Origin of the sequence: Bradyrhizobium sp. SZCCHNS2022 (assembly GCF_032377575.1) — a bacterium.
Classification (GTDB): domain Bacteria; phylum Pseudomonadota; class Alphaproteobacteria; order Rhizobiales; family Xanthobacteraceae; genus Bradyrhizobium; species Bradyrhizobium aeschynomenes.
In genome coordinates, this window is record NZ_JAUHHZ010000001.1 from 2,767,234 (window position 1) to 2,781,057 (window position 13,824).

At 66.4% G+C, this 13,824-nt stretch carries 13 protein-coding genes; all 13 read left to right on the forward strand.

The genetic code is table 11. From position 1 onward, the window contains the following. Positions 1-49 precede the first annotated feature (49 nt). The 13 genes from QXZ94_RS12400 to QXZ94_RS12460 all read left to right on the forward strand — a co-directional run bounded on the left by QXZ94_RS12400 (position 50) and on the right by QXZ94_RS12460 (position 13,807). Entirely contained in the window at positions 50-688 is a 639-nt protein-coding gene (locus QXZ94_RS12400) for a helix-turn-helix domain-containing protein (RefSeq protein WP_315726217.1), read from the forward strand. Between the two features lie 533 nt (positions 689-1,221). After that, a complete protein-coding gene (locus QXZ94_RS12405; protein WP_315720641.1) occupies positions 1,222-1,806 on the forward strand; it encodes a DUF4255 domain-containing protein in 585 nt (194 codons plus the stop codon). Beyond that, positions 1,784-2,854, forward strand: coding sequence for a hypothetical protein (locus QXZ94_RS12410; RefSeq protein WP_315720642.1), 1,071 nt, complete (start codon positions 1,784-1,786; stop codon positions 2,852-2,854). The genes QXZ94_RS12405 and QXZ94_RS12410 overlap by 23 nt, the downstream gene beginning before the upstream one ends. A gap of 42 nt (positions 2,855-2,896) precedes the next feature. Next, positions 2,897-4,585: a phage tail sheath family protein gene (locus tag QXZ94_RS12415; RefSeq protein ID WP_315720643.1), complete on the forward strand. Its 1,689-nt coding sequence runs from the start codon at positions 2,897-2,899 to the stop codon at positions 4,583-4,585. Positions 4,586-4,614: 29 nt separating this feature from the next. Further along, positions 4,615-5,088 (forward strand): phage tail protein, encoded by a 474-nt coding sequence (locus QXZ94_RS12420; RefSeq protein ID WP_172113894.1) that lies wholly within the window; start codon positions 4,615-4,617, stop codon positions 5,086-5,088. A gap of 8 nt (positions 5,089-5,096) precedes the next feature. Continuing rightward, positions 5,097-5,546: a phage tail protein gene (locus QXZ94_RS12425; protein WP_315720644.1), complete on the forward strand. Its 450-nt coding sequence runs from the start codon at positions 5,097-5,099 to the stop codon at positions 5,544-5,546. 1 nt (position 5,547) lies between these two features. Then, a complete protein-coding gene (locus QXZ94_RS12430) occupies positions 5,548-6,000 on the forward strand; it encodes a phage tail protein (protein WP_315720645.1) in 453 nt (150 codons plus the stop codon). Between the two features lie 3 nt (positions 6,001-6,003). Beyond that, positions 6,004-6,168 (forward strand): DUF5908 family protein, encoded by a 165-nt coding sequence (locus tag QXZ94_RS12435; protein ID WP_172113891.1) that lies wholly within the window; start codon positions 6,004-6,006, stop codon positions 6,166-6,168. Positions 6,169-6,170: 2 nt separating this feature from the next. Then, complete coding sequence (locus QXZ94_RS12440) at positions 6,171-6,878, forward strand: hypothetical protein (RefSeq protein ID WP_315720646.1); 708 nt, start codon at positions 6,171-6,173, stop codon at positions 6,876-6,878. Between the two features lie 9 nt (positions 6,879-6,887). Beyond that, entirely contained in the window at positions 6,888-8,525 is a 1,638-nt protein-coding gene (locus QXZ94_RS12445) for a phage baseplate assembly protein V (RefSeq protein WP_315720647.1), read from the forward strand. A 63-nt stretch (positions 8,526-8,588) separates the two neighbouring features. Then, positions 8,589-9,005, forward strand: coding sequence for a GPW/gp25 family protein (locus QXZ94_RS12450; RefSeq protein ID WP_315720648.1), 417 nt, complete (start codon positions 8,589-8,591; stop codon positions 9,003-9,005). After that, positions 9,002-9,436 (forward strand): hypothetical protein, encoded by a 435-nt coding sequence (locus QXZ94_RS12455; protein WP_172183761.1) that lies wholly within the window; start codon positions 9,002-9,004, stop codon positions 9,434-9,436. The genes QXZ94_RS12450 and QXZ94_RS12455 overlap by 4 nt, the downstream gene beginning before the upstream one ends. A 3-nt stretch (positions 9,437-9,439) precedes the next feature. Then, positions 9,440-13,807, forward strand: coding sequence for a hypothetical protein (locus QXZ94_RS12460; RefSeq protein WP_315720649.1), 4,368 nt, complete (start codon positions 9,440-9,442; stop codon positions 13,805-13,807). Positions 13,808-13,824: the final 17 nt, after the last annotated feature.

The window sequence follows — 13,824 nt, forward strand, 5'->3', positions numbered from 1 at the left end:
AGGACGCACGCGGCAAGCTGATGCTCCCTCGCAGACGCGGCGCCGCAACATGCGCGCGGCCGACCGCGAGCGGCTGATCGTCGATGAAGCGATCCGCTTCTTCGCCGAGCGCGGCTTCGAGGGCCAGACGAGAGAGCTCGCCAAGCGCATGGGCATTGCCCATTCGGTGATCTACCGGCACTTTCCGAGCAAGGAAGCGCTGATCGAACGGGTCTATCAGGAGGTCTATCTGAGCCGCTGGTCACAGGACTGGGCCCCGCTGATCCGAGACCGCCGCCAGCCGCTGCAGGTGCGGCTCACGAGCTTCTATCTCGACTACGTCGCCCGGGTGTTCGAGTACAATTGGGTGCGGATCTTCGTCTTCTCCGGAATGAAGTCGTTCGGAATCGCCGGACGCTATCTCGACCTCGTCCGACGCGAGATCATCGAGCCGGCGGCGATCGAACTGCGCCACGAGCTGGCATTGCCGGACACCCTGACCTGCCCGCTCGGCAGCCGCGAGACGGAGATGTTCTGGGGCCTGCACGGCCGCATCTTCTATCTTGCAATCCGCAAGTTCATCTATGAAACACCGGTGCCGTCCGATCTCGAGCAGACCGTGCGCGACGCCATCGCGCTCTTCCTGGACGGTGCACGCCTCTCGCTTCCGAAGATCCTGCAGGACGGCGAGCCTCATCCCGCCCGATGATCGGCCTGCCCTTTCCCGTTTGCGCGATCGACCGTCGGTCCCTGCGTCCACAACTCATGAGCATTCTCGATCTGTCGAGAGTGCGACGTTTCGTTCCACTATGCATCGCAACGAACCCGCCCGCTGCGCGGATCCGACACAGGTTGCATGACACCGTCATGCGGCGTCTGTCACGCGCGTGTCGCACTCTCTGACCCGGCCCTCGATCTCCGTTCGCTCGCATGATAGCTCGACGTCGATCAGCCTCAGGTGGCATCGCTGCAACTTGACGCGTTCGGCGACTGAAGTTATCGTGGTTGAATATTTCGATGCTTTCTATTTGTTGTTTTCGACGCAAACCTCATTGAACGACCTGAACCACATCGACTGGTCCGCACACACACGCTTAATGATCATGTTGTGCGAGACTCACGGCCTGATCGAGCCGCCAAGTCGGCGGCCATGAGCGTTATATCGCGACCGCTTGGTCGCGGTAGCCTTCGCTACGTCGTTGCCAGCTGTTAGTTGCGGAGCGGGACGTGATTGATCAAGCGATGATTTTCCTTCGCGACCTGCTCAATGCGCATTTGACGGGGCCCGCTGTTCCGGGTCACGCGGCGCCGGCCGAGGACGCCGTGATTTTTCTCGACGGCGACAAGACCGACCCGATCTCGTTCCGCATGGGCGCCGTCACCACGATGCTGATCAATGTCGAGCAGGAGCCGATCCTGCGCGCGGCCAACCCCTATCAGCGATTGGCTGCCGACGGTACGGCCTACCGCATCCAGCCCGATGTCCGTCTCAACATGCGCGTGCTGTTCGTGGCGCGCTTCAAGCAATATGAGCAGGCGCTGGCGCGGCTGTCGCAGATCATCACCTTCTTCCAGTCGCACCCGGTGCTGGATCGCCAGGCCGTGCCAAGCATGCCGGCAGGCATTCCACAACTGGCGCTCGAGCTGGTCACCCTTCCGCTCAACGAGCAGAACGATCTCTGGAATGCGCTGCGTGCCGCGTTCCAGCCTTCCCTGCTCTATCGCGTGCGCATGCTCGTGTTCGAGGATCGTCAGGAAGAGATGACGCGGCCGGTCTCCGGTCCGCCGGAACGGAGGCTGGAACATGCCCTCGGCCGCTCTGTTTGACGTCCGCGTCACCCACGACTACTACGCGGATCTGCGCTGCGGCGATTTCGCGATCGTGCCGGCGGCGCAGACGGAGTCAGCGATGGCGCGGCTGCGGCTCACTCACAAGAGCTTCGCCGACCGCCTGCGCGTCTATGCCGAGCTCGACGCCAAGGGAAACACCATCGCCGCGGCCGCGGCGCCGCTGTCGCTGGAGTTCGCCCTGCAACCGCGCGGGGCCGGCTATGCCGCGATCACCAGGCTCAGTGAGCTCACCCAGCAGCCCGCCCCCCTCTTCACCAATGAGGGAGTTCAGCCGGCGGACCCGCTGCCGCTACGCCTGACCACGCGCCGCGCCACGGCGAGCGAGCGCCTCATCGTCTCGGCTCCAGCTGTCGCCGAGCCGTTCGTGCTTTCCGGCACGCCGCTCGACGGCACCACACCCGCGGACGTCACCGTCGCTGGCGCAGGCGCCGTCACGAGCGTCATGCCCGGTTCCAAGCGCATCACGATCGATACATCGGCGCTTCTGCCAGCCACCACTTTTCAGGTTTCCTATCCGGTCCGCGCGGCGACGGCGCGCGGCGCGCTCGCAGACATCACCCTGACGCTGACCGCGCAGGCGCTGAAACCATCGCCGGCGCCGCGGGCCTATGTCATCCCGCTGGCTTCCGCCGATTCGCGCTGGGCCTATTATGTCGTGACGGATTTTGCCGGCGACCTCTCCACGCTCGGCGTCGTCGATGCGACGCCGGGCAATGGGCCGCGTGCCATCACCATATCCGACGCCGGCCGCACCGAGCTGACGCTGGCGATGGTCGGCAGCGATCCGGTCGGCATGGACCTGCTCGGACGCTATCCGGGCCGGCGGGTCATCCGACTGCTGTCGGATGCGCCAATTCCGACGCGCGACGTCCCCCTCGGTGCGCTCGAACTCCGCCTCGACAACACGCCCCTGCTGACGCGCCTGCCCAATCCGCCGCCTGATCGCCTGACCCTGCTGCAGACCGCCGCGGCCGCGCCGCGCCAGATGGTCCGCTACCAGATCCTATCGCTGCTGACGAACTGATTTCTTCCACCTCTCCTCACCACGTTCCGAAGGTGCATTGTCATGCCGATCTACAAGACCCCGGGCGTCTACGTCGAAGAGATCTCCCGATTGCCGCCGTCCGTCGCCGAAGTGTCGACCGCCATACCGGCGTTCCTCGGCTACACCGAGAAGGGCCCCGCGATGGCGCGGATCAGCTCGCTGCTCGAGTACACGGCCACGTTCGGCGGCGCCAAGCCGACCGCCTTCGTCGCCACGTCGACGACCGATGCGGCCACGGGCCTGCCGACGATCGCGTTGTCCGATCCCGCGGCCGCCAATGGACCCAGCCCCGACCGCCTGCTGTATTATGCCGTCAGCCACTACTTCGCCAATGGCGGCGGCCCCTGCTACGTCTTCTCGCTCGGCGACTATGCGAGCGCCCTCGCCAAGGCCGACTTCCTCACGGCGCTCAATCTGCTGGCGCTGGAGGACGAGCCGACCTTGATCGTCCTCACCGATGCCGTGCTGCTCGCCGCCGGCGACTATTTCGAGATTGCGCAGGCCGCGCTGAGCCAGTGCGCGCGGTTGAAGGATCGCTTCACCATCCTGGATGTTCCCAAGGGCGACATCGCCACGTTCCGGAACCAGATCGGCGTCGACTACCTGTCCTACGGAGCCGCCTATCATCCGTATTTGCGAACGTCGCTGAACTTCGCCGTCGACGAGAGCAAGATCCAGGTCAAGATCACCGACGCCCAGGTGCCGCCGACGATCAAGGAGGTGCAGTTCCCGGCCAACGACCCCAACGGCATGATCGTCTCGTTCCAGAGCAACGATCCGGCGATCGCGCCAAAGGTCCAGCTCGTCGGCGGCGACAATGCGCAGGCGATCGACATCTCCATCGTCAACGGCAAGCCGACGCTGGTGATCACCAATGTCGCCGGCGGCAAGACTGCCAAGCAGGTGGTCGACCGTTGGGCCGTCGTGAAGGCCGCGCTGGCGCCGTCGGGGTTCGACATCCGCCTGCAGGGCAATGGCACGGCCGCGCTGCAGCCGACGGCCGCCGGCGACGGCGCCGATCTCGTCAAGGTCGGCGGCGGCGCGCCGCCGACGCCCGCGCTCGGCGACATCAAGCTCAGCGACACCGCGCGCTACAACCAGATCAAGGATGCGCTCAGCCGACAGCGCGTGACCCTGCCGCCGAGTGCCGCGATCGCCGGCATCTACGCCCGCGTCGACCGCGACCGCGGCGTCTGGAAGGCGCCGGCCAATGTCGGCGTGATGGCGATGATCGGCGTCGACAAGAAGATGACGGATGCCGATCAGGAATCCCTCAACGTCGACCCGACCGCCGGCAAATCGATCAATGCGATCCGCGACTTCACCGGCAAGGGCACCATCGTCTGGGGCGCTCGCACGCTCGCCGGCAACGACAATGAATGGCGCTACGTGCCGGTGCGGCGGCTGTTCATCACCATCGAGGAAAACACCCGCAAGGCCTCCGGCTTCGCCGTGTTCGAGCCGAACGATGCCACCACTTGGCTGAAGGTCAGGGGCATGATCGAGAGCTATCTCTACTCGCTGTGGGAGCGCGGCGCGCTCGCCGGCTCGACACCGGAAGCGGCCTATTACGTCAATGTCGGCCTCGGCAAGACCATGACGCCGCAGGACGTGCTGGAGGGCCGGCTGATCGTCGAGATCGGAATCGCCGCCGTCAGGCCGGCCGAGTTCATCGTGCTGCGCTTCATGCACAAGCTACAGCAAGCCTGATCGACCAGAACCGATAGAGGAGCGCACCGATGGCTGTCAGCGCCAGCGAAATCAAGGCCACCTATCCCTTGCCGGTCTACAACTTCCGCGTCGAGATCGGTCCGAACGCCGTGGCGTTCTCGGAGGTGTCCGGCCTGTCGATCCATTATGAGGTCACGACCTTCAAGGAGAGCCCGACCGGCGGCGGCAGCGCCGGCCCGCGCATCATCCACATGCCGTCGCAGCCGCAGCCGGTGAACATCACGCTCAAGAAGGGCGTGGCGCGCACGGCGAGCGTCTCCGCGCTCTACAGCTGGATCAAGACCGTCTCGCTGAACCAGGTCGAGAAGAAGGACGTCGTCATCCGGCTGTGCGACGAGCAGGGCAAGCCGGTCATCAGCTGGACCGTGATCAACGCCTTCCCGACCAAGCTCGACGGACCCGCCTTCGATGCCAAGTCGAACGAGGTCGCCGTCGAGTCGCTCGAGCTGCGCGCCGACGCCATCACCATGACCGAAGGCTGATCACGCCGATGCCCGACGACAAGACGACGCAGAAGCTGCTCTATCCGCTGCCCGGCTACAATTTCCAGGTCGCCGTGGATTCGGACTCGGCGAGCTTCGTCGAGGTGTCCGGGCTCGCCAGCGAGTACGAGACCGTGACCTACCGGCACGGCTTCAGCCGCTGGGAGGGCGAGGACGTGACGCGCGTCCCCAAGCGAAGCCACAGCACGGTGACGCTGAAGAAGGGCGTGATGCCCGGCGGCAACTTCCTGTCGCAATGGCTGACGGCGGATCCGCCAACCGCACGGGCGCTCGCCATCAGCCTGTGCGACGAGGCGGGAACGCCGGTCGTCGTCTGGCACGTCAAGGAGGCGATCCCGGTCAAGCTTTCAGCGCCGAGCTTCGACGTCAACAGCACGCAGCTCGCCATCGAGACGATCGACCTGCTCGCCAGTGGAATCTCCGTCGAGTATCTGTGACATGCCGGTCAAGGACCTCCCCTTAAGCTTCCGCTTCGGCGTGTTCTTCTTCGTCGGCGGACTCGTGCCCAACCCGATCGACATCCGCTTCCAGAAGGTGTCGGGGCTGGGCGCGACGGTGTCGCTCAAGACCCACGCCGAGGGCGGGCAGAACCTCTACACGCACCGCTTTCCCGAGACCATCGGCTACCAGAACCTGGTGCTGGAGCGCAGCGCACCGCTGATCTCGCCGCTCGACATCGAGTTCAACATCTCGCTGTCACTGTTCAAATTCTCCGCCTCCAACGTTCTGGTGACGCTGTTCGACGACAGCGGCGCGCCGACGGCGGGATGGATGTTCCTCAACACCTATCCGGTGCGGTGGGCGACCTCGGATCTCGATGCCGGGCAGACCGGCGTCGTGATCGACACGATGGAGCTGGCCTACACCCGCATGCAGATCATGAGGCTCTGAGCCATGCCTGTCGAGATCCGCGAGCTGATCATCCGCGCCGTGGTCGATCCGCACAAGGTCGACGCGCGGAGCCCTGCCGCGAACGCCCCGGCATTCGACCGCGACGCACTGGTGCAGGCCTGCGTCGACGAGACGCTGCGCATCCTGCGCCGCGAGAAGGAGCGCTGATCATGGGTTTTCCCGACCTGTTCAAGCTCGAGAAGCTGCAGATCTACGCCTTCGCCGATGCCAAGCGCTCGAAGAGCAAGGAGATCGACGGCTCGCCGTTCGTGGCGATGTTCAACCCGCAGACCTTGAGCCAGACCAACAGCAACCTGTTCGAGCCGGGCAAGGCGGCCGGCGGCGCCGAGCAGGTCGCGACCTTCATCCGGACTCAGCCGAGCGCGATCGAGCTCACTCTGCTGCTCGATGGCACGGGCGTCGAGGAGATGGGCCTCGTCAATCTGTTCTCGGACACCAAGACGGTGAAGGATCGCATCGACAGCTTCCTTGCCATCGCCTACCAGCCGCAGAGCGAGACGCACGAGCCGAGCTATCTGAACCTTAAATGGGGCAAGTTCAGCTTCAACTGCCGGCTCACCACCGTCACCATCAACTACACGAGCTTCGAGCGCGACGGCTCGCCGCTGCGGGCCGAGCTGGTGCTGAGCCTGGCGGCGGACGATGACGTCGCCAAGCAGCAGTCGCAGCTTGCCTTCACCTCGCCCGACGTGTCCCATGCCCGGCTGGTGCGCGGCGGCGATACGCTGCCGCTGCTGGTCCATGCCGTCTACGGCAGCGCGGTGCATACGCCGCGGGTCGCGCGTGCCAACGGGCTCAATCATCTGCGCGGCCTGGAGCCGGGCCGCACGCTGATCTTTCCGCCGCTGTCGCGCTAGGAGCTCGAGGTGCCCGACGGCTTCACCATTCCCACCATTCTCGTCGCGGGAGCTGCGCTGCCGCCGAACCTCGCGCCGCTGTCGATCGACGTGATGCGGGCGGTGAACCGCATTCCCACCGCGATGTTGTCGATTCACGCCAAGGGCCCCGTGGCCGACGAGGCGCCGCTGATGGCGGGCGGTCCGTTCAAGCCGGCGGCCGAGGTCGAGATCAAGCTGCGCCGCGCCGGCGAGGACGACGTCAGCGTATTCAAGGGCCTCGTCACCGCTCTGTTCGTCCATACGCGCGAGGGCCTGCCGACGCTCGACGTGGTGGTCAAGGACAAGACGGTCAAGCTCACCGGCGCGCGCCACAACCGGATCTGGACCGACACTCCCGATAGCGACGCGATCCGCGCCATCGTCGGCGACGCGCAACTGACCGTCGATGACGCGCCCGACACGACCCCAACGCACAAGACCCTGGTGCAGCATGATTGCACCGACTGGGACTTCATCCTGACCCGCGCCGATGCGCAGGGGCTCGGCGTCGTCGCCTTCGACGGGGCCGTGTCGCTGAAGAAACTCGCCGTCGCCGGCGAGCCGGCGCACAGCTTCTCGCTCGGGCTCGATCCGATCACCGACCTGCATTTCGAGCTCGACGCGGCGAGCCAGGCGCCGAGCATCGACGGCGTGGCGTGGGACCCGAAGGCGCTCGCGGCGGCTGAGCCTGCCACGGCGGAGACGCTGAGCCTGCCGCAGGGGGAGATCGGAACGGCATCGATCGGCGATAAACTCGGAATGGGGCCCGTTCGCCTCACCCATATGGTGCCTCTTCAGCCCGACGAAGTGAAAGCGTGGACGAATGCACGCGCGGCCCGTGCGCGGCTCGCGCTGATCCGCGGCCGCATGTCGGTGGCAGGACTTCCCGCAGCAAAGCCGATGGACATTGCCGAGCTGAACGGGCTCGGCGACCTGTTCGACGGCAAGGTGCTCGTCACGGGCGTACGCCATCGCATCGATACGCACGGTTTCTCGACCGACCTGCAATTCGGTCTCGCCGCCGAGCCCGCGGGCCGGTTGCCCGAGCTTTCGGACATGGCTGCCGGGGGCCTGCTGCCGCCGATCTCGGGGCTGCATCTCGGCACCATTGCCGACTCCTCGGACGAAGATCCGGATGGCGAGAGCCGAATTCAGGTCAGCGTCTCCTCCGTCCTCACCGATCCGCCCAAACCGCTCTGGGCGCGCATCGCAAGTCCCGATGCCGGCGACAAGCGCGGCTTCTGCGTCCGGCCGGAGCCGGGCGACGAAGTGCTGGTCGGCTTTCTCGGCGGCGATCCCAGGCATCCGGTCGTGCTCGGCCGCCTCTGGGGCAGCAAGAACAAGCTGCCGGAGGGGTTCACCGATGCCAAGCAGAAGGGTCTCGTCGGCAAGCAGAACACGCGCATCGTCCTGTCGGAGGCCGACAAGCCCTCGATCACGATCAGCACGCCCGGCGGACGAACCGTCATCCTCGACGACGACGGCGGCACCATCACGCTGTCCGACAAGAACAACAACAAGCTCGTTCTCGACGCGAACGGCATCACCATCGACTCGGGCAAGGACCTCGTGATCCAGGCCAAGGGCGCGATCAAGATCAAGGGCAGCACGATCGACCTGAACTGATTTCCACCGTTGCTGGGAGACGAACGATATGCGGCGCTTCAGCTTACACCGAACGGAACGGACATGACGACCTCCGCCGGCTATCTCGGACGCGGCTGGGCGTTTCCGCCGCAGTTCGGACCGAACGGCTCCGACGTCGCCATGGTCGCCGGCGACGACGACATCGTTCAGAGCCTGACGATCCTGTTCGGCACGGCGCTGGGCGAGCGCGTGATGCGGCAGGATTTCGGCTGCGACGTCTCGCGTTACATGTTCGAGGAGATCGACCAGACGCTGCTGACCTCGATCCGCGAGGCGGTGTCAGATGCGATCCTCTATCACGAGACGCGCATCCGGCTCGACGGCGTCGATGTCAGCACCGACGGCCAGACCCCCGGCCTCGTGCTGATCGCGATCCGCTTCACGGTTCGCACCAGCAACTCCCGTTTCAACATGGTCTATCCCTATTACCTCAACGAAGCGACGAGAGCGGTGCCGTGAGCGACGTGATCGTGATCGATGGCGACATGGCGAGTTTCGAGCCGGGCTTCGGAGCGGCGACCGTCGTCGTGCGCCCCGGTCCGATCACCGCAAGCGGCAAGGCCCGGGTCGCCGGCAAGCTCGCCTGCGTCGCCGGCGACGAGAGCAGCGTGTCCGTCGCCGGCTGCATGTACACGGCCGGTCCCTATTCGATCCCGGGCACCGGAACGCTCTCGATCGCCGCGCTGGCCGGAGACCAGAAGGCGGCAACCTGCCAGTCAGGAGCCAAGAAGCTGCTGCTCAAGGGAAGCTCGTTCACCGCACGATTCACCGTCGCGGCGCCGGCGATGCAGCCGCCGCCGGGGCCCGGCTCGCCCATTCCGGACGCGACGACGAGCTACACCGGCAAGGGCAGCTTCGTTGCGGCCGAAACCAGCGTGAAGGCGGGGTAACCGATGGTGCAGCCGCCCGCCGAGATTCCTTCGCCCCGGCGTGACGGCACCAGCCAGCTCGCGCGGCTGCTGGCCACCAGGATCGTCTCCGACCGCTATCCGGACGGCGTCGGCATCGACGAGCGGACGACGCGTGACCTGCTGACATTCCTGCGCGGCTACGTCGAGAAGGTGACCTACTATGACGCGGACAACGATCCCGTCGGCGACTGGTCGGGCCTGCTCGGCGATCTCAGCGACGATCAGATCCTCGCCTTCATCGACAATCCGGGCACGGGTTCCGACGACCGGCTGCGACGGCCGCATCTGGTGCTGCTGCTTGCCTTGTTCAAGCTGCTCGACACCGCCCGGAACGCGCTCAATGGGATCGTCCCCCGCCATCTCGACTACTACTATCGCGACGTGCTGCGGCTCGCCCCGAAGCTGCCGGTACCCGATCGCGCATTCGTGCTGTTCGATCTCGCCAATGGTGCGCATGCCGTGCAGATCCCCGCCGGCACCAGGCTTCCGGCCGGGCGCGACTCCGCCAAGCGCGAGCGCTTCTTCCGCACGGACGCCGATGTCGTCGTCAGCCGCGCGAAAGTCAGCAGGCTCGCCACGGTGTTCACCGACAAGCTCGTCATCGGGCTGCCGGAGGCGCGCGATCCGAGAAAGGGCGCGCTCGGCACCAAGGAGGATCGGTTCCTCGCCATGCTGCGGCTCGCGCTCGGCGAGCCCTCGCCGGGCGGGCTGCTGCCGCTCTATGGCGGCAAGCCGGTCACCTATCCGCTGCTGCAGTCGCTCGCCGCCCTGGTCGCGTTCGCCCCCACGGCGCTGCACCTGCAGCACTATGAGCTGCGCGAGCTGATCGATCGCAAGCGTACCCGCGACAATGCCGGCGCCGACTGGGCCAAGATCAATGCGATCCTGCAGGCGGCGGGCCGCGATGCGCGGCACGACCCTAACTTCGTTCTCAACCCGGCCAATCCGCGCGACTTCAACGCCAATCTCGCGACCGCGCTGAACGGCACGCCGAACCTCGCGGGCCTGCCCGAGATCACGACCGTCGACGATCTCTACGTGCAGCGCTATCGGCAGGACGTGCAGGATGCGATCACGCAAAAGCTGCACATGCCGGTTGCGACCTTCGTCACGATGATGGACCTCAAACGGGCCTCCGATGCCGATTGGCGTGTCATCAACGGGCTGCTCGAACATGCCGGCCAGGACAAGCGCAAGGATTCGAACTACCGGCTCAAGGTGATCGATCCCGCCGACTTCGCGACCAACATGAAGGAGGCGATCGGCACCATCGACTACACGCCGACCGGCGTAACCTCGATCGACGGCTATGCAGCGGCGGTGCGCAACCTGGAAGCCTATGCCTTCATGTCGGCCGAGGCCTTCGCGGCCATGATGGCGACGGCCGATCAGCCGGAGGCGAACGTCTCCGAGCGTGCATGGCAGCAGGTCTACGGCACCCTCGAAGATGCGTTGCAGAAGAAGGTGGTCGCTGCACGGCGCGATGCGATACGCAAGCGGCGCGAGGCGGCTGCCGATCCCGCCGCGGGCCTGCAGTCGATCCTGGCCGATGCTGCCGGGGCGTCGCCCGGCGCCCCCACGCCGCAATTGCTGGAGGAGCTGAAGGACTGGGCCTCCGCTGCCGACATGCAGCCCCTGAGGAGGGTCGCGGATGCGCCGAAGACCGCAAGCACCGAGCAATGGGTGCAAGTCTACGACATCCTCGAACGCGCCTCGCGCAAGCGCACGCAGCTGCCCATCCCGCGGCCGGAGCGGCAGGACTGGCTCAATCTGTATCCCCAGGCAGACGCGACGACGGTGCATCCGAGCGCCGAGCTGGAGCAGCGCTGGAAAACGTTCGGCGCCGCACCGGCACAATCCCCCGAGCAGCCGCCGCCGGAAACGATCGGCCTCGTGATCGGCTCGCCGCTGTTCGCGCTCAGCGCAGGAACGCGGCAGATCATCCTGACTTTCGGCTTCTACGATGATGGCGGCGGCCCGATCGTTGCCGCGCCGGAGCAGCCCTTCTCGGTGCAGGTCAGCACCGCCGACGGCTGGGTCACCCTCGGCGCCGACAAGGTGGACATGACCGGCGACGGCACCGTCGACTACAGCAAGCTCGACGACATCGCGCCGATCCCCGGCACGACCACCCTGATCGGCCTGCGCGTTCGCCTGACGCTGCCCACGACCATGCCGGCCATCGCACCGCTGCCGGGCGATCAGGCACTCGCCTCTTGTCCCTGGCCCGCCGTCCGGCTGACGCTGCGCCAGATCTGGGACGGCACGCTCGGCCGCTGGGTGATCCGCTATGCCCGGCTGCGCTCGCTGCGGATCGCGCGCATCCACATGCGCGCGGCGATCGGATCCTACGTGCAGCCGGCGCAGAGCGGCGAGCCGCTCGGCCCCCTGGTGCTGGAGAACGATCTCGGTCCGCTCGACGGCAAGCGCCCGTTCGAGCCTTTCGGGCCGCAGCCGGACGCCGGCGCCACCTTCTGGATCGGACATCCCGATCTGCAGAACAAGCGGCTGCGGGCCGTCAAGATGCGGCTCGACTGGATGGGCGGCCCACCCGATCTGAACGCGACCTACGCGGCCTACCAGCTCGCCGGCCCGTTCACGGCCAAGGTCAGCCTGGTCGACGGTCCACTGGTGACGGCGCAAGGCGGGGCCGGCGCCCTGTTCGTGACCGACAGGGCGCGGCGCACGCAGGACGCCAGCAAGCCGCAGACACTCGAGATCGCGAGCGTCAGCGATGCCGTGCAAGCTTACACCTTACCGCCGCCGGAAACAGCGGCGGCGACCGCACGCAACCTTCCGCACGCACTGCGGCTGGAGCTCGCCATCGGCTTCGGCCATCGCGACTATGCCGGGCTGGCCGCCACCAAGGCGATCGCGCTCGCGGTCGACACGGCCGTGTTCGCCAAGAGCGGCGGCACCATCAATGCAGCGAGTTACACGGTCGGCCTGCCCTATGCACCGAAGCTGAAATCGCTCACGCTCGATCTGCTGGCGGGGCACGAGATCCGCATGGAGGCCTATCAGCAGGGGCCGGCATCGGACATGGTGTTCCACCTGCACCCGTTCGGGATCGCCGAGCTCAGCGCCGCCGCGAACGGCTCTCCCCTGCTCCCCGACTACGGCAATGAGGGCGAGCTGCTGATCGGCCTCGAAGGTCTGCGTCCGCCGGAGACTCTGTCGCTGTTGTTTCAGATGGCCGAAGGCAGCGCCGATGCCGATGTCGACCCGCCTGCCATCCGCTGGAGCGTGCTCGACCGGAACGGCTGGGTCGATCTGCCCGGCGAAGCCATGCTGCAGGACGGCACGCGCGGGCTGATCAATTCGGGGATCATCACCTTCGCTCTGCCGCAGGCGGCGCCGGATGCACGGCTTCCCGCTGGGCCGTATTGGCTGCGCGCCAGCGCGGCCATCGGCGCCGCCGCAGTTTGCGACACCATCGCGATCCATCCGCAGGCGGCGCTCGCGACCCGTGAGCTGAACGCCTCGGCCGTCGACCTCACGCCGCTGCCGCCCAAAACCATCAAGTCGCTGTTCGCGCCGCTGCCCGGCGTCGCCGCCGTGCACCAGCCCTATGCCTCGTTCGGCGGACGTCCGGCGGAAGATCCCGTGGGCTTCCATGCGTCGTCGAGCGAGCGGCTGCGGCACAAGCAGCGTGCGGTGACGGCCTGGGACTATGAGCGGCTCGTGCTGCGCCGCTTCCCGGAGATCTACAAGGTGAAGTGCCTGCCGGCGACCTCCAACGAAGCCGCTATCGACAGGCGCGACGCGCTCGGCCTCGTCAGGCTGATCGTCATTCCGGACATCCGCGGCAAGAGCCTGTTCGATCCGTTCGAGCCCAAGGCCGCATCGGCGCTGCTCGCCGACGTCGCGGCCTACCTGACGCCGCTGCTGCCGGGATCGGCGCGGCTGAGCGTCGAGAACGCCAGATACGTCCAGGTCCGCATCCGCGTCGGCGTCCGCTTCGTCGACCAGAGCAATCCGGCGCTGTGGAAGCAGCGGCTGAACGACGACCTCAACCGCTTCCTCTCGCCATGGGCGTTCGACGACGGCGCCGACATCATGATCGGGCGCCGCATCTATGCCAGCAGCATCGTCAACTTCATCGACCAGCGCTCCTATGTCGACTACGTCGCCGGCATCAAGCTGTTCTCCAGCGAGGACGGCGAGGTCTTCACCCTGGCTCCTCCGGGCGGCCCGGACGGCGACAGCGTCGGGTCCGAGCGGCCGGACGCGGTGCTGGTCGCCGCGCGGCGGCACGAGATCGATCTGATTGCCGACGAGATCTTCCCGGCCGATCAGTTCAAAGGCATCAACTACATGAAAATCGAGCTTGATTTCATCATCGGTTAGACACTCACACATGATCG